We start from the raw sequence: 21,710 nt of genomic DNA, 5'->3' as shown, positions 1-21,710 counted from the left end.
ACCAATCACATCCATCAAAAGCTGTGAGAGGTGGAAAGACTTAAATTTTTTATTTCGTATGGTTTAGGCTTGAACGGATTTATACTTCTCGATGAAAGCACTTCGTTCTAAACCAGAAGCCGACACCAGATCTTTCAGTTCTTGGTTCATGTTTCCAGTAACAGGTATCTTGTACTGTTTACCATCGACAGTTATATCAACACGTTCTCTTTTCGTTGTAACGTTAGACTTAGTTTTTGTTTTACTGCCTTTGCTTAGCGAAATGCCCAAAGATTCAATTAAGCTATTTCTTGCGTCTTCATTTAACCCGTTGATTAGTGCAGCTAGATCAGCGACTTTAGACTTATCAATTTCTTTCTTGTACTCGTCAGCCACCATAACGAGATTCTGAGAGAGACGACGTAGCTGTTCAATGAAGCGATCAGCGTCCTCTTTGAACAACTTATCAATATCAGATTTACTATCTGACAGTTTGAAATTTTTACCACTGGCACGCGAAATTAAAGTTTTGTATCCATTTACATCAAGATCGTGAACAATACCGTTATCACTCTGATTGTTAGTACTTGCCATGTATGATTTCCTTTCTAAATTGGGATATGTAGTACGATACTTATAGAAAGATAGTAATATGTCAAGCACTTAGATTATGGTGATAATATCATGAGTAAAACTAAGGCCGCTTTCGCGACCTTGTTGAACACCGAATTCATTGAGAACGTTCAAGTACCATGTATATTGGCTCACACATGCTGCCACGTTCCTGTAACCAGTAGTAATCAAGATCTGCAACCCTGTCATTCAGCCCTGAATCCACGCGGTTGATCTGTAACCGTAGACCTACTGTATCTTTGTACGATAAACCAGATTTAACATTGTACTTGTACAGAACACCGTTTTCCTCTTCAAAAACCTTGAGGAATGGAGTCATGCGTTGCTGGATCTCTTTTAAACAAATCACTTCATTATCAATCACAAATGGCTTTTCTGTTTTCCCATCTGGTGAGGTTGCTGCAACTGTAGTTAATGATGTTACAGTTAACAGTACTGCGTATAGTATTCTTCTCATTTTCCTACATCCTAAAACAAATAAAAGTAAACTGACTATTACTTTGAACATATTTGTGTGATTGTTCCGTTATGGTTAAAGTCAATGATAATTATCTTTATAGTATTATCATTCAGCACTGATACGAAATAATTATTTGATGCGTTGCCATATTTCCGAGATCCATCATCTGCAATCTTATTGAATTTTGCAGTATCAGTACTGTCATCAAACCCCGGTGTTGTCATCTTAGTACTTAATGTATTTTCAGTAATTTTGTACGTAATATTAGTCCTTTGATCTGAATAAAATCCAGAATTTTTTTTCGTTCCCTGCCGTGTCTGAGTGATTGCCTCAAATTTATTACAGGTGTAAATGTCATTCCTAGCTGTATTAGTATTACTGTTCGCTACTACTTTATCAGAGGTATTATCTTTATTATCCGACGATACAATTACAGCACCAACCCCCATAGATATAACGAAGACAAAAAAACTTAATAACAAAGATGTAAAAAACGTTCTTGGCTTCCCTAATCCCTTTGTTCTCGAACGGTTAGAGACTTTCTTAAAAGTAAGTACAGCAAGAATGATACAAATAATGAAAATAACAAACCCTGCCATAAAATCCTCTCAAAGTATACGTATTGAAAGAGATCAGAATATCATGTGAAACCACAATGATCGACAAAATCGATCGATTATCGATTTTTGATCGCTAAAATCTATCAAAATCTATTAATCATCAACAAATCAATAGGTAAAAACGATCAGAGAGCATGGGAAGTACTGAACACGCATTTCACTGCCCAAAGCAAACCATTTAACCCTTTTTAAACGCAGCCTACATAGTTCTGAGGCGTTTTTAGGGTTCATAAGTATTTGGGGTTTGATTTTGAGTTAAATCGCTTGTAGGGGCTTTCTGTACGTTTTGTCTGAAACACCATCATAGAAGGGGATTGATCGGATCAATTTTCGCTCCGCTCTGTGCAGTACTGATAGTGCTTTTGTGGTAACCGGAATTGCAGATAATTAGGTAATGCTTGTCTCAAGCACCTACTGAACCGATCAGGTTGTCTTACAGTAAGGGCTTGAACAACCCGATAACTCCGACAAGGAGCCACGCGACGCGTAGTTACTCACGGAGACTTTAGGCCAGAGGCCGACCCAAATCATTTTGATAAAGTCGGTTTGTCAGTACTGTTATCTGTTTGAGCGAGAGCGAGTAAGGGCTTTGGCGTTCTTTCGAGTACTGGCGAGAAAAACGCAAAGTTACGATCTAATATTTGTTTTTATAGAGACTAACGAGCGAAAGCGAAGTTAGGCTCTCTAGAGACGGAATATCAGTAAGACCTTTATACTTCAAAGTTATGGGTATTGGTTAATATTAATATAAGGTCGCAAGATGCCACGCATCTCAATATATAGTAGTAAAATCAATGAATAACACATCATACACAGCCACACATTCGGCCATCTTGCGAAGTAAACACTCATGTTGCAACGCGTTTATTTCGCAGAATCATCAATCATTTTCTGTAATGCGGTGATCATTTCCTGTGCAGAAAGGCCGCTATCGTACATCTTATCGATTTCATACTTCTGTACGGGTGTTATGTAGTACATGCCATCTTGTGCGGTTTTGAATAACTTTACCCCATTGTTGTGTGCCTCTACCATCGCAACGGACAATTGCTTAGTGATAGTGAGAAACTTACGTATCGTGTAATCAGAAGATGGTGAATCATCCCTATGTAATCCATTGTAGTACTGTAGCCAGTACTTAATGCTATCCCTATTCACTTTCAAACAATTGAATAGTACATAATATACTTTCTCTTTCGGATAACCTTTCTTACCTGCACATTTTGTAATAATGTCGATTACTATCCTTTTTCCTTCAATTGTTAGATCACTATACCTTTTGAAGTTGCCCGCTAATGATATAAATTCGCTGTTATCGAAATTTTGTTTTTTTCCTGCCATATTTCTCCCTATGATAGGATTCAATTAGTATTAATTTGTAGAGTTCGAATGCTAAGACTATTGTTATGATGTTTCTTAGTTGCTGGTACAATACTGATTTAAACAGTGTCAATATATCAATTGTCAACAGCGTTAATAATCTCACCTATCATTTATTTTAGAAATATATTATACCATATCTTTATTTTTCGTTTCATTTATTGCCAATGACAATATAATGCATTGTACTTACTATTAAATTATACCATTTAAACAAAAGTCATCTCATGGCAAACGTCTTACGGCTGCTGTGTTTTTTAGAATGGCTATATGTTAACGAGCAAAATTGACTCAATCAAGGAATAGTTGCAACTTTTTCTTGACAATCTCATCACTATTCAGATTTGAAAATCATATATCATTTTTGCACTATCTCTGTACTTTCTAACAGATACACCCTTCGATTAATTCGTGAGTATCTTTGTACTTCTTAACTGATACATTCATTAATGTATTTCAAATGTACTCTTGTACATTCCAAGTGGTACAGAATTCCATGCAACCGTACGATCCAATGGGATACTGGACTATAAAATATAAAAAATTAGCTGTAAATCAATACAAACACGTTAACTTGCAAGATTTTGTGCTGGACGGTACTATCGAGAGTGGTACAGTACTGTTGTAGTACTACCATGATAACCAATTGATTAACCGACACAATTTAGTACTAACGGCTGATGGCAGGGCCTCCACCAATTTGTATCTAAGTACTTAATAAGTAATGATTAAAGTACTGAAATCCCGCCTCCATAGCCTTAGTGGTACAAAAACTGTGTATCACCAGTAGGGCTTCACGATGTCTCTTATGCTCTCCCGTCAATAAGCGGGCTCTTAGTAAAGAGGCTGCTTAGAACGAGATCAAATATGCTCCAATAGATCATATAATCGCGACACAGCCACTGATTTGCCATATCTCCTGTATGTGATTGAGTTATCTGCATGTCCCAAGAATGCAGCAGCGTAATGCTCCACTACACCAGCATTTTTAAACTTAGTTGCAACGTAATGTCTCAGTGAATGAAACTCAGGAACGCCTAATCTTTTACGATAACCGCTAAACCAACGGGTGAAGTAGTGGCTATATGATCCCTTATAGAGAGTTAGCTGGGGAAATAATCTGCCTTTTTGCTTTTGTACATAGTGCAAAAAACCAATATCTATCAATTTTTTATGAATTGGTATGGTACGTTTACTGTTCTCTGTTTTAACCACTTGTCCTTCATAACGATCATCTATCCTGATGCACCACCTCCCATCATTTTTGAATATATCGTTATGATATAGTTGGCAAATTTCGTTTGCCCTCATCCCTGTAAAACGACCAAGTAAAACAATCCACCTCTTCCATTCAGGCAAAGTAGTGCTCCCATTCTCAAGATGTTTAATCTGAAAATCTGTATATGCCTCTCGCTTTTGGGATACTGGCTCACGATCCTTCTGGAGCAATCCTTCAAAAGGGTTTTGGAAATCATAGTCAGTATGATGTTTCAGCCATCGGAAAAATCCGCTGATTTTCTTAACATATTTGTTCTTCGTAGGAATGGCGACATCTAGCCCGCTAATGAATTCAGAAGCCCTACTACGCTTAAATACCTGATCAGTAAAGTTAAAGTACTTGCCAATACAGCGTTTGATAGAAGCGACTTCCCTCTCGCAAACTTCAAGGCTTTTAAACTCAACATACTGTACAGCCTGTAGTTTTAGCTCTTGGAATGACAATTCTGATTGAGGGGTTTGGCTCATACCGATTGTAGGACTGACAGTTTCAGTAATCAGCCAAGGGCGATCTGCAAAGCGTAAAGATCGCTTTGTCGCTTCAGTCTTTGAACGAGTACCTAACGAACGACGAAACTCACGACGTTTACCACAGGGTAAAACGTTAACTTTACGGTAATACCAGATCCCATGACGGGAGAGCATAAGAGACATCGTGAAGCCCTACTGGTGATACACAGTTTTTGTACCACTAAGGCTATGGAGGCGGGATTTCAGTACTTTAATCATTACTTATTAAGTACTTAGATACAAATTGGTGGAGGCCCTGCCAGCTACATCCCGGCACACACGTCACCTGCTGCGGCTGCTTCCTTCCGGACCTGACCGAGTTCACAAGTTAGTGTTGCGGGAGAACCAACAGGGCCCCCATTGACGGCTTCTGTACTCCGAAGCGGTGGGCATTATCGGCGATGCCCTATCAAATAGCAAGCCAACCGGGACCAACCGCTGTTTTCTTACCCACCTGCGCTGTGGCACACTCTCCGCCTGGGTTTTGACTCGCGCAGGAACAGCAACATGCAACCAGAAGACGCCTCTTTCAGCCAGCGGGTATTCCACATCGTGGCCGCCATTCCTTACGGCAAAGTCACCACCTACGGCGAAGTTGCCCGGCTGGCCGGTTCACCGCGCGCCGCACGTCAGGTCGGCGGCGTGCTGCGGCGTTTGCCGGAAGGCAGCACGCTGCCCTGGCACCGGGTGATCAACCGCCACGGGCAGATATCGCAGCAGGGGGAGGATTTTCAACGGCAGCGGCAGGCATTGCTGGCGGAGGGGATTATTTTCGGCCCGCACAGCACGGTCGATTTCGATCGCTACGGCTGGCGCTGGTAAAACAAAACAGCCTTTGGCCGAAGCGCAAAGGCTGTTGATTTCATCTTGCTGTACCGCAGTAAGATTACTGCATGGCGGTTGGCGCAGCCTGAATCGGCACACCCTGAACCGGAACCAGCAGCAGATCGGCACGGGTGCCGTTGCGGTTGACCACTTCCTGGATGGTGTCGGTAATAAACATCAGTCGCCCGTTGACCGTCACCGCCGCGCTCAGAATGATACGCGCATTCGGTTGGATGTCGGACGGGTTATACGGCAGCGTAAAGCTGAACGGCGCCTGTTGCCCTTCAGTGCGTACCGCGCGCTGTGCAATCACTTTAGACGGCGCATCCGCCAGCGAGGCGTCAGAGAGGGTGACCGTCAGTACGGCGTCCGGCGGCAGCGCAATGCGCTGACGTATATTAACCGAACCTGTCACCGCCGGGCCCTGAATCTGCGTTTGCGCAGCCGCCGGGTTACCGGCCGCCTGTGTAGGCACATCAGCACTCTTTTGCGCGCATCCTGCCAGCGTGATCGTCAGTGCCGCGGCACCGCCTACGATTTGCCAGAGTTTCATGGATCGGTCTCCTTTTTTATTATCAACATGTTGGTGGCTTTCACCACCGCACCTATTAAACTTAGCACAAAACACTGACAAATCCACTTTGCTCCACCTATTAATCACTTAGCCTGTCCAAAGCGCCCACTATTAAGAGCATTCTCATCGGCCCTATAACGCAAGATGTTGACGCCGCGCCGTGATATTCCGCACACTGCGCAAAATGATTATTAGAAAGGTAACAACTTTATGAGCCAGGCATTGCAAAACCTCCTCGATCTGCTGGATCTGGAGAAAATCGAAGAAGGGCTGTTCCGCGGCCAGAGTGAAGATTTGGGGCTGCGCCAGGTGTTCGGCGGGCAGGTGGTCGGCCAGGCGCTGTACGCCGCCAAGCAGACGGTGCCGGATGAACGCAGCGTGCATTCTTTCCACAGCTACTTCCTGCGCCCGGGCGACAGCAGCAAGCCTATCGTTTACGACGTGGAAACCCTGCGCGACGGCAACAGCTTCAGCGCGCGCCGCGTCAGCGCCATCCAGCACGGTAAACCTATCTTCTATATGACCGCCTCCTTCCAGAGCCCGGAGGCGGGTTTCGAGCACCAGAACCTGATGCCGGACGTGCCGCCGCCGGAAGGGCTGCTGTCCGAATCAGAGATCGCCCAGAAGCTGGCGCATATGCTGCCGGAAAAAGTGCGCGAAAAATTTATCGGCCAAAAGCCGATCGAAATGCGCCCGGTGAAATTCCACAACCCGCTGAAAGGCAGTGTGGAAGAACCGCATCGCTACGTCTGGTTCCGCGCCAACGGCAGCATGCCGGACGATCAACGCATCCACCAATACCTGCTGGGCTACGCGTCGGACTTTAACTTCCTGCCGACCGCGCTGCAGCCGCACGGCGTCGGCTTCCTCGAGCCGGGCATGCAGGTGGCCACCATTGACCACTCCATGTGGTTCCATCGCCCGTTCCGCATGGATGACTGGCTGCTGTACGCGGTGGAGAGCTCCTCCGCCTCCGGCGCACGGGGCTTTGTTCGCGGCCAAATCTACACCCGCGACGGCGTCCTGGTCGCCACCACCGTGCAGGAAGGGGTGATTCGCCAGCGCGACGCCTGATCCGCAGCATAAAGAAAGGGGCGATGTTTCCATCGCCCCTGTCGGCTTCATCATTATTTTAGTCTTTAGCGCACTGCCCTGCTTCGAGTCTTATTGGTTGTAGGCGCTCTCGCCGTGGCTGTTGACGTCCAGCCCCTCGCGTTCCTGCTCTTCCGGCACTCTCAGGCCCACCATCGCGCCCGCGATCTTGAAGGCGATAAAGGCGGCGATGCTCGACCACACCAGCGTGATCAGCACGCTCACCAGCTGGATCCAGACCTGATGGCCCATCGTCACCCCTTCGGCGTAGCCGGTGCCGCCCAGTGAAGAGGCGGTGAACACGCCGGTCAGCAGGCAGCCGACGATGCCGCACACCCCGTGCACGCCGAACACGTCGCAGGTGTCGTCCACCTTCAGCCATTTTTTCAGCGTCACGACACCCCACAGGCCGGCGACGCCGCCCACCAGGCCGATGATCAACGCCCCGCCCACGCCCACGGTGCCCGCCGCCGGCGTCACCGCAACCAGTCCGGCGATCATGCCGGAGCAGGCGCCCAGCAGCGAAGGCTTGCCGCGCAGCACCCATTCGGCGAAGGTCCAGGAGAGAATGGCGCCCGCGGTGGCGACCACGGTATTGAGGAATGCCAGGGCCGCAATGCCGTTGGCCGCGCTGGCGGAGCCGGCGTTAAAGCCGAACCAGCCGATATACAGGATGGACGCCCCGGTAAACACCATCGGCAGGTTGTGCGGTTTGAAGGCCTCTTTACCGAAGCCGGCGCGCTTGCCGATCAGGTAGGCGCCGACCAACCCGGCGCTGGCGGCGTTGATGTGCACTACGGTGCCGCCGGCGAAGTCCAATGCGCCGTCGGTGGCCAGGTAGCCGCCGCCCCACACCATGTGCGCGATCGGCAGATAAGACAGCGTGAACCACACAATCGCGAAGATCAGCACCGCCGAGAAGCGAATGCGTTCGGCGAAGCCGCCCACCACTAGTGCGACGGTGATACAGGCGAAGGACGCCTGGAAGGCGACGTGGATCATCTGGCTGATGCTGCCGGTGACGCTATCGATGCCGATGCCTTTCAGCATCGCCGTTTCGAACCCGCCAAATACCGCATTGCCCTCGCTGAACGCCAGGCTGTAGCCATACAGCACCCACAGCACGCAGACCAGCGCGAAGGTGACGGTGACCTGCGTCAGCATCGACAGCACGTTTTTGCCGCGCAGCAGGCCGCCGTAAAACAGCGCGATGCCCGGCAGCGTCATGAACAGCACCAACGCAGTGCAGATCATCATAAAGGCGTTGTCTGCCTTATCAGCGACCGCCGGGGCGGCCAGGGCCAAAGAAGGAACCAGGGTTACCGAACTCAGGCCCAACATGGATAACAGTCTTTTCATTATCAATCCATCCCCATCACTTAGCTGAGTTCGCGGTTACAGTGCCGATTCGTCGGTTTCGCCGGTGCGAATGCGGATCACGCGTTGCAACTCGGCAACGAAAATTTTGCCGTCGCCGATTTTGCCGGTGTAGGCGGCTTTGCTAATCACATCAACCACTTCATCCAACTGATCGTCAGCGATGGCGATGTCGATTTTGACCTTGGGCAGGAAGTTGACGTTATATTCGGCGCCGCGATACAGCTCGGCGTGCCCCTTCTGGCGGCCAAAGCCCTTCACTTCGGTTACGGTCAACCCCTGAATGCCCACGGAGGACAGAGCCTCGCGCACGTCCTCCAGCTTGAACGGTTTGATTACCACGGTCACCAGCTTCATATTGCCCCTCCACGAATTAAACCCAAACTCACCCCTGGTACGCGTCATATGTAGCAAGGCCTGTGCCAGATTTGATTTTGCATGACGATTCAGCGGATTAGCGGGAACGCGGGCACCATCAGACCGCGGCGCCATACCGATACCCTGAATTGATTAAATATCGCGCACTGATTTGGTGCGCATCGCGTCGAAAAAGTGCAGAAAGGGGGCATGGCGCAGGCGGGTTGCCTGCTTGTGGTGCGTGGGAAAAAAAGAAGGGCCGCGATCGCGGCCCATGCTCAGGCGGGTTGGCTCTCTTCGCGCACCGCTTCCGCCAGCTGCTCGCCCGCCAGCTGCAGCTGGTACATCTGGTAGTAGCGCCCCTGCTGCGCCAGCAGCTGCTGATGGTTGCCCTGCTCTACCGCCTGGCCGCGATGCAGCACCAGGATGGAATCGGCATCGACGATGGTCGACAGCCGGTGGGCGATCACCACCAGCGTGGTGTGCTCGCGGATCGCACGCAGCGCGCGCTGGATCGCCTGTTCGGTGCCCGAGTCGATATTGGCGGTCGCCTCGTCGAGGATCAGGATCTGCGGCGCCTGCACCAAGACCCGCGCCATCGCCAGCAGCTGTTTCTGCCCGACGGACAGGTTATTGCCCTGCTCTCCCAGCCGGGTGTGAATACCCTGCGGGAAGCCGCGCACCAGACTCGCCAGCTGCACCGTTTCCAGCGCCTGCCACACGGCGTCTTCCTCGATGTTGCGCCCCAACGTAACGTTGGCCAGCACCGAATCGGCGATCACCACCGGATCCTGCTGCACCATCGCCACGCCCTGGCGCAGCGTGCGGTGCGACAGGCTGGAGATCGGGCGGCCATCGAGACGCACTTCCCCCTCGCTGACCGGGTAATAGCCCATCAGCAGGTTGGCCAAGGTGCTCTTGCCGCTGCCGGTATGCCCAACCAGCGCCACGAAACCGCGCGAAGGCACCGCCAGCGAAATGTGCTGCAGCACCTTTTTGTCCGCGCGGTAAGCGAAGCTCAGATCGGTGATGTCGATGCGGCCACCGGCCAGCGGACGATCGTCGGCGCCGTAACTCTGCTGGCTGCGATCCATCAGCTCGAAAATGCGTTCACCGGCCACCACCGCCTGCTGCAGGATCGACTGCTGCGACGTGAGCTCGATCAGCGGTTCGTTCAGGCGCCCCAGGTAGTTGATGAAGGCATAGAGCACGCCGACGCCAATCACCCCCTCGCCGCTGAAGCCGAACAGCATCAGCAGCCCGCACAGCACCAGCGCCGAAAACAGGCTGAGCAGCGGTCGCAGCAGGAAACCGTCGAGCCGCAGGGTCTGCATGCGCGCCAGATAGTGCGACTGACTGGCGGCGCTCATGCGTTCACCGAAGCGCACCTGCTGGCGGAACTGCTGAATCACGCCCATGCCGTTGATCACTTCGTTGAAACCGTCGTTGATGTCCGCCAGATAGCTGCGCACCCGGCGCACGATCGGCGTGCTGTAGTATTGATAGATGCCCATCACCACAAACACCGCCGGGAAGATGCAGACCGCCACCAGCGCCATGCGCCAGTCGAGGCTGAACATCGCCACCAGCATGGCGCCGATCAGCGCGGCGCTTTTCAGCACCGTGGAGACCACCATCACGTACAGATCCTTGATCACCTCAGTGTCGTTGGTGACGCGCGAGATCAATTGCCCGACCGGCTGCGTGTCGAAGGCGCTGAGCGGCTGGCGCAGCGCGGCGTCCATCACGTCGGTGCGCAGCCGCTGGACCACCCCCACCGCCGCCTGGTTGAACAGCAGCGCCTGGAAGTAGTGCAGCGCCGCCGCCAGCAGCTCCAGCAGAATGTAAGCCGCCGCCAGCCCACCGACGATCGTCAGCGGCAGTTGCCCTTTGGCGACGTAATTATCGATAAAATAGCTCACCAGGATCGGCCCGGCGACTTCCGCCGCCGCCGCGATCCACAGCATCAGCACCGCCAGCCCCAGCGGTTTGCGGTACGGCGAGCCATAGGCCAGCAGCCGCTTCAGCGTCGGCCACAGCTTTTGCACTTTATTCATCGGCCAACGCCTCCTCGCCGTTTTCCGGCGCTTCATCCAGCGCCGCTTCCAGCTGCTGATAACGGTACATATCGCGATACCAGCCCGGCTGCGCCGCCAGCGCCACCGGATCGCCGCGCTGCGCAACGCCGCCGTGCTGCATCACCAGGATCTCGCTGGCTTCTGTCAAGGCCGACAGCCGGTGCGCGCTGATGATCACCGTGCGATCTTGCCCCCAGCTGCGCAGGTTGTGCAGGATCTGGTGTTCGGTACGGCCGTCCACCGCCGACAGCGCGTCGTCGAGGATCAGGATCTCCGCATCCAGCAGCAGCGCACGCGCAATGGAGATACGCTGTTTCTGCCCGCCCGACAGCATCACGCCGCGTTCGCCCACTTCGGTGTCATAGCCCTGTGGCAGCCGCAGAATGTCCTCATGGACGCTGGCCAACCGCGCCGCCTGTTCGATCTGCGCCTGCGTCGCCCCCGGATGGCCCAGCGCAATGTTGTTCGCCACGGTATCGGAGAACAGGAACGGCGTCTGGCTCACCACCGACAGCCGCGAACGCCAGTCGTCGAGTTTGACCTGCGGCAACGGCAGGCCGTGATAGCGGATCTGCCCTTGGTCGACGTCGAACTGGCGCTGGATCAGCGACAACAGCGTCGACTTGCCGGCACCGGTCGGCCCGCACAGCCCCAGCATCTGCCCCGGCTTCAGCGTCAGCGCCACGTCATGCAGCGCCGGATGCGGGTTTTCCGGGTAGTGGAACGCGCGGATATCCACGTCCAGCACGCCGCGGCCGGCCGGCAACGCCTGCGGGCCGTCCTGCACCGCCGGCGCCTCGTCGAGCAGGCTGCGGATGCGGCTGTAGGCCGCGCTGCCGCGTTCGACGATGTTGAACATCCAGGCCAGCGCCAGCATCGGCCAGATCATCAAGCCGAGATACATCACAAAGCTGGTCAGCTGCCCGAGCGTCAGCGACCCGTTCACCACCATCCAGCTGCCGCCGCCGATGGCCAGCAGGTTAGAGGCGCCGATGGCGATATAAATGGTCGGATCGAAGCGCGCATCCACCCGCGCCACGTGCATGTTCTTGGCGCCGGTCTGCGCCGCCACCTCGGCGAAGCGGTTGGATTGGTGATCTTCCAGCCCAAAGGCCTTGATCATGCGGATGCTGGTCATGCTTTCCTGCGCCTGATCGTTCAGGCTGGAAAACGCCGCCTGCGCCGATTTAAAGCGCTGGTGCAGCTGGTCGCCGTAATATTTGATGGCGATCGCCATCAGCGGCATCGGGATCAACGCCAGCACCGTCAGCTGCCAGCTGATTTGGGTGCTCATCACCACCAGCACCACCAGCCCCATCACCAGCGAGTCCACCAGCGTCAGCACGCCTTCGCCGGCGGCGAACACCACGCGGTCCACGTCGTTGGTGGCGCGCGCCATCAGATCGCCGGTGCGGTGGCGCAGGTAGAACGCCGGGTTTTGCCGGCTGAGTTGGCGGTAAAAGTTTTCGCGCAGCTCGACCGCCAGCTGGTAGGAGGCGCCGAACAGCAACACCCGCCACACATAGCGCAGCAGGTAAACGACAATCGCGGTGCCGATCATCAGCCCGAGCCAGGCCATCAGCACGCCGGTAGACATTTGTTTTTCGGTGACGCCGTCCACGATGATGCCGACCAGCTTAGGCGGCAGCAGTTGCAGGATGGCGATGACGATCAGCAGCACCACCGCCCCGAGGTAGCGGCGCCACTCCCGGCGGAAGTACCAGCCGATTTGAGCAAATAATCTCACGCAGTTTGATTCCAGGGTTTTATGGGATTTGTCTCTTTTTCTGCTTCAGCAGAGCAGGATACCACCGTTGAGCCGCCCGTCCGGTGAACTTTTCACTCCGGCACCGGCAGCGCGGTGGTGTATTTGATTTTTTCCATGGCAAAGCTTGAGGTGACATCGATGAGGCCCGGTACGCCGTTCACCAGGCGCTTATAAAAGCCGTCGTAGCTTTTCATGTCCGCCACTTCGACCTGCATCAGATAGTCGTACTCCCCCGCCATGCGGTAGAACGCCAGCACCTCGGGCATCTGGCTGGTCAGTTGCACAAACGCCTGATACCACTCGCTGCTGTGCTGCTGGGTCTTGATCAGCACGAACGCCGTCAGCCCCAGGCCGAGCTTTTCGTTATCCAGCAGCGCCACCCGGCCGCGGATATAGCCCTCGTCTTCCAGGCGCTTCAGCCGTTTCCAGCACGGCGTCGAGGTCAAATTGACCGCATCGGCCAGCGCCTGCAGCGACTGGGTGCAATCTTGCTGCAGCATGCATAGCAGCTTACGGTCTGTTTTATCTAACATAGCGGCCACCAGGAGAAAAATTTTCTCTAATTAGGCGATTAAACAGGAAAAATGGCAATCCTTTTTTCCTGCCGACAGGCTATGCTACGCCATAAACCAGCCCCCTATTTTGAGGCCAAATCATGACAAACTCTTGGGTAAAATATGCTATTGGTGAAATAGAAGCGGATTTTCAGCGCTCCGCCGATACGCACCTGATTCGCCTGAACCTGCCGGCGTTTCCAGGCATCTGCCTGTATTTGAAGGACGAGAGCACCCACCCGACCGGCAGCCTGAAACACCGCCTGGCGCGCTCGCTGTTCCTTTATGGCCTGTGCAACGGCTGGATCACCGAGAACACCACCATCATCGAGGCCTCTTCCGGCAGCACCGCGGTGTCCGAAGCCTACTTCGCTCGTCTGATCGGCCTGCCGTTCATCGCGGTGATGCCATCCTGCACCGCGCGCCGCAAGGTGGAGCAGATCGCCTTTTACGGCGGCCGCTGTCACTTCGTCGATCACGCCGCCCAGATCTACGCCGCCTCCGAACAGCTGGCGAAAGAGCTGAACGGCCACTATATGGATCAGTTCACCTATGCCGAACGCGCCACCGACTGGCGCGGCAACAACAACATCGCCGACAGCATCTTCCGCCAGATGGCACGCGAACCTTTCCCGGTGCCGAAACACATCGTGATGAGCGCCGGCACCGGCGGCACCTCCGCTACGCTGGGGCGCTACATCCGCTATCAGGGGCACGACACCCAATTGACGGTGGTCGATCCGGAAAATTCGGTGTTCTATGACTGCTTCCACCACGGCGATCGCACCCTGATCGGCAGCTGCGGCAGCCGTATCGAAGGCATCGGCCGCCCGCGCGCCGAGCCGTCGTTCATCCCGTCGGTGGTCGACAACATGCTGCGGGTGCCGGATGCCGCCAGCGTCGCCACCATTCACTGGCTGGAAGGCGTGTTAGGCCGCAAGGTTGGCGCCTCCACCGGCACCAACGTCTGGGGTGCGCTGCAGCTGGCGAAACAGATGCGGGAAAACGGCGAGCAAGGGTCGATCGTCACCCTGCTGTGCGACAGCGGCGAGCGTTATCTGGATACCTATTACAACCCGGAATGGGTCAGCAACAACATCGGCGATCTGCAGCCGTATCTGGCGCAGCTGGCGGATTTGTAACGCCAGGCTCCGGATAAAAAAAAGCCGGGTAGTCATACCCGGCCGGCTGTAAGGAGAACCTCATTCTTCGGGGGAATAGGTGAGGCAAGGTGAACGCAGCCAATGTTGTAAATAGTGGGCCACCGCCTGTTGCTGGCAATGGCCGATAACCGGTAGCTGCGGCAGCAGGGATTTCAGCTGCGGCAGGGCGTTGCCCATCACCACGCCGTGCCCCACCGCCCCCAGCATCTCTTTGTCGTTCATCGCGTCGCCGAACGCCATGCAGTCGGCCATCGTCAGCCCCAGATGGCGGCTCAGCCGGTCCAGCGCCGTGCCTTTGTTGCAACCGAGCGGCAGCACTTCCAGACAGTCGTAAGCGGAAAAGCACAGGTCTGCCTCGTCGCCCAGCTGTGCCCGCAGCTGCACCTGCAACGCCAGCAGCTCCTCGTGCGGCGCGACAAAGCACACCTTGCTGTTGCCGAACGCCGGCAGGCGGCGCACGTCAGCCAGCTGAAAACGAAAGCCGCTCAGGTGGTGCGCCCGCAGCATCTCTTCCGGCACGGGAAACTCGGTCAGCCAACCTTCATCGCGGAACACATGCATGCTGGCGCGGGTGCGCCAATGATGATGCAGCACCTCTTCGGCGACCGCCGCCGGCAAATCGGTGGCGTGCAGCTGTTGGCCGCGGTTGTCATACACTCGCGTGCCGTTGCCGGTGATCAGGTAACCCTGCAGCCCCAGCTGCGCCATGATCGGCTGCGCGTCGAGGTAGTGCCGCCCGGTGGCGAACGTCACCACCATTTCCCGCTCTACCAGCTGGTTCAGCACCGCCAGCGTTTCCGGGCCAACCCGGTGATCCGGCATCAACAGCGTGCCGTCCATATCGAAAGCAGCCAGGCGATACATAAAGACCTCTTGAATGTGAACGCGATTGCAATCCGTGCAGTATGGGATGGTATTTGCGGAAGTAATAGTGAACAATTTGAGAAAACTGTTCCGGATTTCTGCCCATGCGCCTGGTTCACCGTCTCAGCCAATATCAACGCCTGTACCAACAGCTCGGCAGCGCGCCGGTCGCCGTGACCATCGGCGAGCTGGCGGCGATGTTCTACTGCAGCGAACGGCACGCCCGCACGCTGGTGCAACAGCTGCAGGATCAGGGCTGGCTGAGCTGGTATTCGCAGCCCGGCCGCGGCAAACGCGCCCGCCTGCATTGCCTGAAAACCCCGGATGAACTGCGCGCGCAGCTGCTGCAACAGCTGCTGCAACAGGGCAACCATCAGGGGGCGCTGGAAATGGCGCAGCTCGATCCGCAGCACCTGCAGGATCTGCTCAGCCCGCACCTCGGCGGGCAATGGCAGGCCGGCAGCCCGACGCTGCGCATTCCCTATTACCGCACGCTGGAAGCGCTCGACCCACTCACGCTGACCGGCCGCGCCGAGCAACATCTGGTATCGACCCTGCACGCCGGGCTGACGCGCCTGATGACCGGTAACCCGGAACCGCAGCCCGATCTGGCGCACCACTGGCAGATTGGCGAGCACGGCCTGCGCTGGCGCTTCTTTCTGCGCAGTCAGCTGCGCTGGCACAACGGTGAACCGCTGACCGGCCAACAGCTGCTGCAAACGCTGGAAAAGCTGCAGCGCCACCCGCGCAGCCAACCCAGCCTGGCCAACGTCGCACACATCAGCCTGCCGCATCCGCTGTGCATCCAGTTCGATCTGCACCTGGCGGACTATTGGCTGGCTCACCGGCTGGCGGAGCTGCCTTGCCTGATGACCCACCCGGAGCTGCCGACCATCGGCGCCGGCCCGTTCAAACTGGCGCTGAATGAACCGCAGCTAGTGCGGCTGGAACAGCACGCCGGTTACCATCTGCAGCACCCGTATCTGGACACCATCGAGTACTGGATCACCCCCGACCTGCCCACCGCCGGCGCCGACACCAGTTGCCAGCATCCGGTGCGCATCACCATCGGTCAGCAAGACGATTTGGCGCAGGCCAGGCCGGTGCAGCGCAGCATGAGCCTGGGCTGGTGTTATCTGGCGCTGAACCTGCGCCACGGCGTGCTGAGCGAAGCCCAAGGGCAAAAGCTGCTGATGCTGATCCAGCAGTCCGGCCTGCTGAGCCGTCTACCTATTCCCAACAGCGTGATCACCCCCAGCCATGAAATGCTGCCCGGCTGGCGTATTCCCAGCCAACGGATTGAGGAAGATGTCACCCTGCCCGCCCGGCTGACGCTGCTGTATCGGCCGCCGGTCGAGCTGGAAACGGTGACGGTCGCGCTGCAGCGGCTGCTGGCGCAGCACGGCTGCGAGCTGGAAGTGCGTTACTACGCCGGTAAACGCTGGCAAAGCGAGGCGCAGATCGCCCAGGCCGACCTGCTGCTGGCAGACAACCTGATCGGTGAAGCGCCGGAGGCGACGCTGGAGAGCTGGCTGCGGCAGGATACGCTGTGGCGCGGCATCCTGACGGAAAGCCGCTGGCAGCAGCAGCAGGACACGCTGCAGCAGATCCAGCAGCTGCAGGCGCAGCAACCGCGCTTCGCACAGTTGCAGGCTTATTATCAACGGCTGATGGCCGCCGCCATCATCACGCCGCTGTTTCACTACCAGTATCAGATCAGCGCGCCGCCGCGCATGCATGGCGTTACGCTAACCGCCCACGGCTGGTTCGATTTTTGCCAGGCGTGGCTGCCGCCGCCGGTGGACGACGCACCGGCCTGAGCCGAACCGCCCTGCGCCTGGTGGCCCTTTCTGCTACTATTGTCGCCGCAACGCAATTTTTATCCTGCCGCCCGAATGTGTATCGGGAGAGGCCAAAGCCCAAAAAGGTGATTTTATGAAGCGCGCGGTTGTCGTTTTCAGCGGTGGACAAGACTCCACGACCTGCTTGATCCAGGCATTGCAACAGTATGATGAAGTTCACTGCGTCACGTTCGATTACGGCCAGCGCCATCGCGCCGAGATTGAAGTGGCTCAAGAGCTGTCGGTAGCCCTCGGCGCCAAGGCACACAAGGTGCTGGACGTAACGCTGCTCAATGAGCTGGCCGTCAGCAGCCTGACGCGCGACAATATTCCGGTTCCCACCTACGATCCCAATCAGAAAAATGCGCTGCCGAGCACCTTCGTGCCGGGCCGCAACATCCTGTTCCTGACGCTGGCGGCGATCTACGCCTACCAGGTGGAAGCGGAAGCGGTGATCACCGGCGTGTGTGAAACCGATTTCTCCGGCTATCCGGATTGCCGCGACGAGTTTGTTAAAGCGTTGAACAAGGCGGTGACGCTGGGCATCGCCCGCGATATCCGCTTCGAAACGCCGCTGATGTGGCTAAACAAGGCCGAGACCTGGGCGCTGGCGGATTATTACCACCAGCTGGATCGCGTGCGCCAGGATACGCTGACCTGCTACAACGGCATCAAGGGTGACGGCTGCGGCGAATGTGCCGCCTGCAACCTGCGCGCCAATGGCCTGATGCAGTACCGGGCCAACCAGGCGGAAGTGATGGCGGCGTTGAAACAGAAGGCCGCTCTGGCCTGAGGCAGTGACGGCGGCAGCCTCTGCCGCCCGTGAGCTTACTGCAGATTATCCTTCGGCGTGAGCGCCTCCAGGCGCTCGCGCAATTCTCCTTCGATCGGCAGCGCACGCTGCGTTTTCAGATCGACGCACACGAAAGTCAGCAGCGCGTCAGCCACCGGCGTCCCCGCCGGATCCTGCGTCACCTTTTGGCTCAGCACCCCGCTCTTGCCGTTGAGCTGCACCATCTGGCTGTCGATACGCAGCTTATCCCCCAATACCGCCGGGCTGCGGTAATTGATATTGATGTTCACCACGATGAAAGCGATGTTGTTTTCCGTCATCCAGCGGAACCCGGCCTCGTTCTCCAGCCACTCCCAGCGCGCCTCTTCCAGAAACTCCAGATAGCGGGCGTTGTTAACGTGCTGGTAAACATCAAGGTGATAACCGCGAACTTTGATAAAGGTTTGCATAGGGAACGATCGCTCCTGCCTGGTGATTACAGAAAGAGGGAGCCGCAGCGGCTCCCTCGCCCGTTTGGTCAACGCGCCAAACTGGTAAGACCTGTAAAATGTAGCAGAGGAGTGACGGCCTCAGCGGCATTTTGCCACGCAGCCGCGACCGTGATCACATTTTCAGCCGGGTGCGGTTCTTCTCAAACAGCGCCGGCCCGATGCCCGGCACCTCCTGCAACTGCTCAACCTGGGTGAACGGCCCGTTCTGCTCGCGGTAGCGCACGATGCCTTCCGCCTTCTTCAAACCGACGCCGCTCAAGGCGGCGGCCAGCTGTTCGGCGGTGGCCTGATTGATGCTGACCGCCGCCTCCTCGGCTGTCTTGGTCATCACCGATTGCCCGCCATTGCTCGCCGGTGCTGAGAGCATGGGTGCCGGCGCCTCGGCTTTATCCACCGCGGCGGCCGGCCCCGTCAGGCACAAAAGCAGCGCGGTGAGCGCAGCTTTGACGTGATGACGGTAACCTGATAACGCTTTTTTCTCTGTATGTTGCATGCTGTATCCTCCTTGTGTGTGACAGCACGGCTACCTTGCCGCGGCGGCGAATATTCAGCAATCGGCGGATATCAGATGTGGAAAAGGCCGCGAAAGCGGCCTTTGTTTGTTGCACTGCGTTGCAGAAAAATGCGGCGATTACTGAGGCTGTTGCTCAGCGGCGCCCATTTTGATCTTGGCTTCTTTACGCAAGCTCGCCAGCAGCGAATCGAAGGAAACGCCGGTCGCGCCCTCTTCCATCTTGCCGACGAAGGTTTTCATTTCGTCTTCCGGCAGCGTGCCTGGCTTCACCGCATCGAGCGCGATCAGCACCACGTTGTCCTGGCGATCCTGCGACATGCCGTACACCGGTTTGCCGTCCTGCGGGTGCGGCAGCGCGAACACGCTCTCCACCAGCTGGCTGTCTTCCGGCGCGCGCGCCATCTTCTGCACGGCGCCAAAGCTCAGGCCGGCGGCTTTCATCGCCTCATCGCCCTTGCCCTGCTTCAGCTCAACCAGCAGCTTCTCGCCCTGCAGTTTCGCTTCCTGCACCGCTTTGTTGCGCTTCACCAGCTCGGCCACGCGGTCTTTCACCTGGTCGAATGGTTCGATACCTTCCGGCTTATGGCCGCTCACGCGCACCACGAAGGCGCGGTCGCCATCTACGGTGATCACGTCGGAGTTGCTGCCCGGCGCGCCGTTCTCGCCGATCAGCGAGCCGTCGAAGATCGCCTGCACGACCGGCTTGAAGTTCAGCGCGGCAGGAATGTTGTCACGGGTAAACCAGTCGCTTTGCGCCGCTTTCACGCCGGCCGCTTCTTCAGCCGAGGCCAGAGATTCGTTGTCGCTGGTCGCCGCTTCGCTCACCTTCTGCTGCAGCGCGTAATACGCGTCTACCGCTTTCTCCTGCTGCACCTGCTTGGCGATGGCGTCATGCACTTCGCTCAGCGGCTTCACTTTCTCAGGTTCGATATCGTTCAAACGCACGATCAGGAAGCCGACGGAAGATTTCACCACGCCGGACAGCTGCCCTTTCTCGGTCAGGTTAGCCTGCTTCAGCTCGTCGGCGGTGGTTTCCGGCTCCAGCCAGCCCAGCTCGCCGCCGGTGCGGCGTGAGATGATATCGGTGGATTTCTCTTTCGCCAGGGTGGCGAAATCGGCGCCCTTCTTCAGCTCGTCCAGCACGGCGTTGGCTTCCGCCTCGGTTTTCAGCTGGATCACGCTGTAGTTCTTACGCTCCGGCTGGCCGTAGCTGCTCTTGTGCTGGTCGTAGTAAGCGCTGATGTCTTCTTCGCTCACTTTCACCTTGTCCTGCATGGACGCGGCGTCCAGCGGGATATAGCTCACCTTCACCTGCTCTGGTGCGATGAAGCTGTTTTTGTTCTGATCGTAATACGCCTTCAGTTCGTCGTCACCAGCGCTCTGTTTCGCCTGCAGCGCCTTCAGATCGATGGTCGCCAGGCGCACGTCGCGCTCCTGCAGCACCAGCGCCGCCATGGCTTGCGATTCGGACGGCAGCACGAAGCCGGACTCGCCGAAGGCCTGAATCAGCTGCTGATTGACCAGCTGCTGGCGCATCGACTGCGCGAAGTTGTCGGCGGTGTAGCCCATGCGGCCGATCAGGTCGAGGTATTTGGCGTTATCGAACTGGCCGTTGGTCTGGAAGTAAGGCGCCTTGCGGATGGCGTCCTTGATCTGATCGTCGCTGACCGCCAGGCCCAGCTTCTTGGCGTACTGGTCGAGCAGCATGTTGTCGATCAACTGGGACAACACCTGACGGCGCATCTGCTGCATGTAGCCTTCGTTGCCGGCCAGCGCGGAGAACTGGTCACCCAGCTGCTGCTGCATGCGGCTACGCTCGCTTTGGAAAGCCTGTTCCAGCTGAGCGCGTTCGATCGTCTGACCATTTACTTTCGCAGCATAATCGCCGGAGCCGCCGATCAGGTAGTTACCCACCCCGGTCAGAACGAATGACAGGATGATCAGGGCCAGGATGATTTTGAGCACGACGTGATTAGCAGCCGCGCGTAAATTGTCCATCATAGTGTGACAACACTCCGCTGTGATGTGGATTAACAACCCTTGTGCAGGCGCGTTCCCTGCGACAAAAATAAAAAAAGCGCATCAGTCCGATGCGCCTTGTATCTTACCTTACCAGCACCGCTGCGTCAGGTGATTGTTTATTACAAAACCCTGTTACGCTAAACGGTTAGACGCTAAATCAGTTTACAGCGTCTTTCAGCGCTTTCCCTGCACGGAAGGCCGGTACTTTGGCTGCCGCGATTTTGATCTCTTTACCGGTCTGCGGGTTGCGGCCGGTACGAGCCGAACGTTCACGCACGGTGAAGGAACCGAAACCTACCAGAGCCACGTCATCCCCTGCTTTCAGAGAGTCGGTAACGGAAGCGATTACTGCGTCTAAAGCACGTCCCGCTGCCGCTTTGGAAATATCAGCACCTGCGGCAATCTTGTCGATCAGTTGTGACTTATTCACTCTATCATCCCCTCTAGAATTCTATCGTCGCACCGAAAAATCCCTACGGTTGCGACAGCGCAGCTGTTATATCAATCCCATCGAACCTTAGCAAGCCACCGACTGGG

The 21,710-nt window shown here is 55.8% G+C and carries 21 protein-coding genes and 1 other RNA gene; 5 read left to right on the top strand and 17 right to left on the bottom strand.

What is annotated here, in order from left to right; genetic code table 11:
- Nucleotides 1-63 precede the first annotated feature (63 nt).
- The 6 genes from V8N38_RS04975 to ffs all read right to left on the bottom strand — a co-directional run bounded on the left by V8N38_RS04975 (nt 64) and on the right by ffs (nt 5,211).
- Nucleotides 64-573 carry a hypothetical protein gene (locus tag V8N38_RS04975; protein ID WP_039995765.1) on the bottom strand — a complete coding sequence of 170 codons (510 nt, stop codon included), beginning with the start codon at nt 571-573 and terminating at the stop codon, nt 64-66.
- A 136-nt stretch (nt 574-709) separates the two neighbouring features.
- The gene (locus V8N38_RS04970) at nt 710-1,069 is read right to left on the bottom strand and encodes a hypothetical protein (RefSeq protein ID WP_039995766.1); all 360 of its coding nucleotides are present in this window, start codon (nt 1,067-1,069) and stop codon (nt 710-712) included.
- 38 nt (nt 1,070-1,107) lie between these two features.
- Nucleotides 1,108-1,671 (bottom strand): hypothetical protein, encoded by a 564-nt coding sequence (locus V8N38_RS04965; protein ID WP_039995767.1) that lies wholly within the window; start codon nt 1,669-1,671, stop codon nt 1,108-1,110.
- Nucleotides 1,672-2,556: 885 nt separating this feature from the next.
- Nucleotides 2,557-3,033 (bottom strand): hypothetical protein, encoded by a 477-nt coding sequence (locus V8N38_RS04960; RefSeq protein ID WP_147839396.1) that lies wholly within the window; start codon nt 3,031-3,033, stop codon nt 2,557-2,559.
- Between the two features lie 900 nt (nt 3,034-3,933).
- Entirely contained in the window at nt 3,934-5,004 is a 1,071-nt protein-coding gene (locus V8N38_RS04955) for a site-specific integrase (RefSeq protein WP_021180149.1), read from the bottom strand.
- A gap of 110 nt (nt 5,005-5,114) precedes the next feature.
- An RNA gene (gene ffs / locus V8N38_RS04950) (signal recognition particle sRNA small type) lies at nt 5,115-5,211 on the bottom strand.
- Between the two features lie 156 nt (nt 5,212-5,367).
- Between ffs and V8N38_RS04945 the strand changes: the two genes are divergently transcribed.
- Nucleotides 5,368-5,682, top strand: coding sequence for an MGMT family protein (locus V8N38_RS04945; protein ID WP_033642088.1), 315 nt, complete (start codon nt 5,368-5,370; stop codon nt 5,680-5,682).
- Nucleotides 5,683-5,746: 64 nt separating this feature from the next.
- Here the strand turns inward: V8N38_RS04945 and V8N38_RS04940 are convergent, their stop codons facing one another.
- Nucleotides 5,747-6,238: a YbaY family lipoprotein gene (locus V8N38_RS04940; protein WP_016928846.1), complete on the bottom strand. Its 492-nt coding sequence runs from the start codon at nt 6,236-6,238 to the stop codon at nt 5,747-5,749.
- Nucleotides 6,239-6,469: 231 nt separating this feature from the next.
- On the opposite strand from V8N38_RS04940, the gene tesB reads away from it, so the two are divergent.
- Complete coding sequence (tesB, locus tag V8N38_RS04935) at nt 6,470-7,333, top strand: acyl-CoA thioesterase II (protein WP_004940320.1); 864 nt, start codon at nt 6,470-6,472, stop codon at nt 7,331-7,333.
- Nucleotides 7,334-7,423: 90 nt separating this feature from the next.
- Here the strand turns inward: tesB and amtB are convergent, their stop codons facing one another.
- From amtB to V8N38_RS04910, 5 genes are all read right to left on the bottom strand, one after another.
- The gene (amtB, locus tag V8N38_RS04930; protein WP_147839395.1) at nt 7,424-8,710 is read right to left on the bottom strand and encodes an ammonium transporter AmtB; all 1,287 of its coding nucleotides are present in this window, start codon (nt 8,708-8,710) and stop codon (nt 7,424-7,426) included.
- Between the two features lie 36 nt (nt 8,711-8,746).
- Complete coding sequence (gene glnK, locus V8N38_RS04925) at nt 8,747-9,085, bottom strand: P-II family nitrogen regulator (RefSeq protein ID WP_004940327.1); 339 nt, start codon at nt 9,083-9,085, stop codon at nt 8,747-8,749.
- 278 nt (nt 9,086-9,363) lie between these two features.
- Nucleotides 9,364-11,142, bottom strand: coding sequence for a multidrug efflux ABC transporter permease/ATP-binding subunit SmdB (smdB, locus tag V8N38_RS04920; protein WP_055312256.1), 1,779 nt, complete (start codon nt 11,140-11,142; stop codon nt 9,364-9,366).
- Nucleotides 11,135-12,910, bottom strand: coding sequence for a multidrug efflux ABC transporter permease/ATP-binding subunit SmdA (gene smdA / locus V8N38_RS04915; protein WP_060440573.1), 1,776 nt, complete (start codon nt 12,908-12,910; stop codon nt 11,135-11,137). Before smdA ends, smdB begins: the two co-directional genes overlap by 8 nt.
- Nucleotides 12,911-13,002: 92 nt before the next feature.
- Nucleotides 13,003-13,464 carry an Lrp/AsnC family transcriptional regulator gene (locus tag V8N38_RS04910; RefSeq protein WP_004940330.1) on the bottom strand — a complete coding sequence of 154 codons (462 nt, stop codon included), beginning with the start codon at nt 13,462-13,464 and terminating at the stop codon, nt 13,003-13,005.
- 122 nt (nt 13,465-13,586) lie between these two features.
- Here V8N38_RS04910 and V8N38_RS04905 point away from each other — a divergent pair, with 122 nt between their 5' ends.
- Nucleotides 13,587-14,627 (top strand): PLP-dependent cysteine synthase family protein, encoded by a 1,041-nt coding sequence (locus V8N38_RS04905; RefSeq protein ID WP_015376851.1) that lies wholly within the window; start codon nt 13,587-13,589, stop codon nt 14,625-14,627.
- Between the two features lie 60 nt (nt 14,628-14,687).
- On the opposite strand, the gene cof is transcribed toward V8N38_RS04905, so the two are convergent.
- Nucleotides 14,688-15,512 carry an HMP-PP phosphatase gene (gene cof, locus V8N38_RS04900; RefSeq protein ID WP_033647299.1) on the bottom strand — a complete coding sequence of 275 codons (825 nt, stop codon included), beginning with the start codon at nt 15,510-15,512 and terminating at the stop codon, nt 14,688-14,690.
- Nucleotides 15,513-15,616: 104 nt separating this feature from the next.
- On the opposite strand from cof, the gene V8N38_RS04895 reads away from it, so the two are divergent.
- Nucleotides 15,617-17,332 carry an SgrR family transcriptional regulator gene (locus V8N38_RS04895; RefSeq protein ID WP_147839394.1) on the top strand — a complete coding sequence of 572 codons (1,716 nt, stop codon included), beginning with the start codon at nt 15,617-15,619 and terminating at the stop codon, nt 17,330-17,332.
- Nucleotides 17,333-17,447: 115 nt separating this feature from the next.
- The gene (gene queC, locus V8N38_RS04890) at nt 17,448-18,146 is read left to right on the top strand and encodes a 7-cyano-7-deazaguanine synthase QueC (RefSeq protein ID WP_147839393.1); all 699 of its coding nucleotides are present in this window, start codon (nt 17,448-17,450) and stop codon (nt 18,144-18,146) included.
- A gap of 35 nt (nt 18,147-18,181) precedes the next feature.
- Here queC and V8N38_RS04885 read toward each other — a convergent pair whose 3' ends face one another.
- The 4 genes from V8N38_RS04885 to hupB form a co-directional block, all read right to left on the bottom strand.
- Entirely contained in the window at nt 18,182-18,595 is a 414-nt protein-coding gene (locus V8N38_RS04885; protein ID WP_060423376.1) for an acyl-CoA thioesterase, read from the bottom strand.
- A gap of 154 nt (nt 18,596-18,749) precedes the next feature.
- A complete protein-coding gene (locus V8N38_RS04880) occupies nt 18,750-19,130 on the bottom strand; it encodes a ComEA family DNA-binding protein (RefSeq protein WP_147839392.1) in 381 nt (126 codons plus the stop codon).
- A gap of 138 nt (nt 19,131-19,268) precedes the next feature.
- A complete protein-coding gene (gene ppiD, locus V8N38_RS04875; RefSeq protein ID WP_049199887.1) occupies nt 19,269-21,152 on the bottom strand; it encodes a peptidylprolyl isomerase in 1,884 nt (627 codons plus the stop codon).
- 178 nt (nt 21,153-21,330) lie between these two features.
- The gene (hupB, locus tag V8N38_RS04870; RefSeq protein WP_004940351.1) at nt 21,331-21,603 is read right to left on the bottom strand and encodes a nucleoid-associated protein HU-beta; all 273 of its coding nucleotides are present in this window, start codon (nt 21,601-21,603) and stop codon (nt 21,331-21,333) included.
- Nucleotides 21,604-21,710 lie beyond the last annotated feature (107 nt).

Source organism: Serratia nevei (assembly GCF_037948395.1).
In the GTDB taxonomy this organism is placed as follows: Bacteria; Pseudomonadota; Gammaproteobacteria; order Enterobacterales; family Enterobacteriaceae; genus Serratia; species Serratia nevei.
The sequence above is the reverse complement of the archived record's forward strand: the minus strand, read 5'-3'. Positions and strand labels throughout refer to the sequence as shown.

Excerpts from the sequence above, each read along its gene's own strand:
- V8N38_RS04975 (WP_039995765.1), bottom strand. The coding sequence starts at position 573 with ATGGCAAGTACTAACAATCAGAGTGATAACGGTATTGTTCACGATCTT.
- V8N38_RS04970 (WP_039995766.1), bottom strand. The coding sequence starts at position 1,069 with ATGAGAAGAATACTATACGCAGTACTGTTAACTGTAACATCATTAACT.
- V8N38_RS04965 (WP_039995767.1), bottom strand. The coding sequence starts at position 1,671 with ATGGCAGGGTTTGTTATTTTCATTATTTGTATCATTCTTGCTGTACTT.
- V8N38_RS04960 (WP_147839396.1), bottom strand. The coding sequence starts at position 3,033 with ATGGCAGGAAAAAAACAAAATTTCGATAACAGCGAATTTATATCATTA.
- V8N38_RS04955 (WP_021180149.1), bottom strand. The coding sequence starts at position 5,004 with ATGTCTCTTATGCTCTCCCGTCATGGGATCTGGTATTACCGTAAAGTT.
- V8N38_RS04945 (WP_033642088.1), top strand. The coding sequence starts at position 5,368 with ATGCAACCAGAAGACGCCTCTTTCAGCCAGCGGGTATTCCACATCGTG.
- V8N38_RS04940 (WP_016928846.1), bottom strand. The coding sequence starts at position 6,238 with ATGAAACTCTGGCAAATCGTAGGCGGTGCCGCGGCACTGACGATCACG.
- tesB (WP_004940320.1), top strand. The coding sequence starts at position 6,470 with ATGAGCCAGGCATTGCAAAACCTCCTCGATCTGCTGGATCTGGAGAAA.
- amtB (WP_147839395.1), bottom strand. The coding sequence starts at position 8,710 with ATGAAAAGACTGTTATCCATGTTGGGCCTGAGTTCGGTAACCCTGGTT.
- glnK (WP_004940327.1), bottom strand. The coding sequence starts at position 9,085 with ATGAAGCTGGTGACCGTGGTAATCAAACCGTTCAAGCTGGAGGACGTG.
- smdB (WP_055312256.1), bottom strand. The coding sequence starts at position 11,142 with ATGAATAAAGTGCAAAAGCTGTGGCCGACGCTGAAGCGGCTGCTGGCC.
- V8N38_RS04910 (WP_004940330.1), bottom strand. The coding sequence starts at position 13,464 with ATGTTAGATAAAACAGACCGTAAGCTGCTATGCATGCTGCAGCAAGAT.
- V8N38_RS04905 (WP_015376851.1), top strand. The coding sequence starts at position 13,587 with ATGACAAACTCTTGGGTAAAATATGCTATTGGTGAAATAGAAGCGGAT.
- cof (WP_033647299.1), bottom strand. The coding sequence starts at position 15,512 with ATGTATCGCCTGGCTGCTTTCGATATGGACGGCACGCTGTTGATGCCG.
- V8N38_RS04895 (WP_147839394.1), top strand. The coding sequence starts at position 15,617 with ATGCGCCTGGTTCACCGTCTCAGCCAATATCAACGCCTGTACCAACAG.
- queC (WP_147839393.1), top strand. The coding sequence starts at position 17,448 with ATGAAGCGCGCGGTTGTCGTTTTCAGCGGTGGACAAGACTCCACGACC.
- V8N38_RS04885 (WP_060423376.1), bottom strand. The coding sequence starts at position 18,595 with ATGCAAACCTTTATCAAAGTTCGCGGTTATCACCTTGATGTTTACCAG.
- V8N38_RS04880 (WP_147839392.1), bottom strand. The coding sequence starts at position 19,130 with ATGCAACATACAGAGAAAAAAGCGTTATCAGGTTACCGTCATCACGTC.
- ppiD (WP_049199887.1), bottom strand. The coding sequence starts at position 21,152 with ATGATGGACAATTTACGCGCGGCTGCTAATCACGTCGTGCTCAAAATC.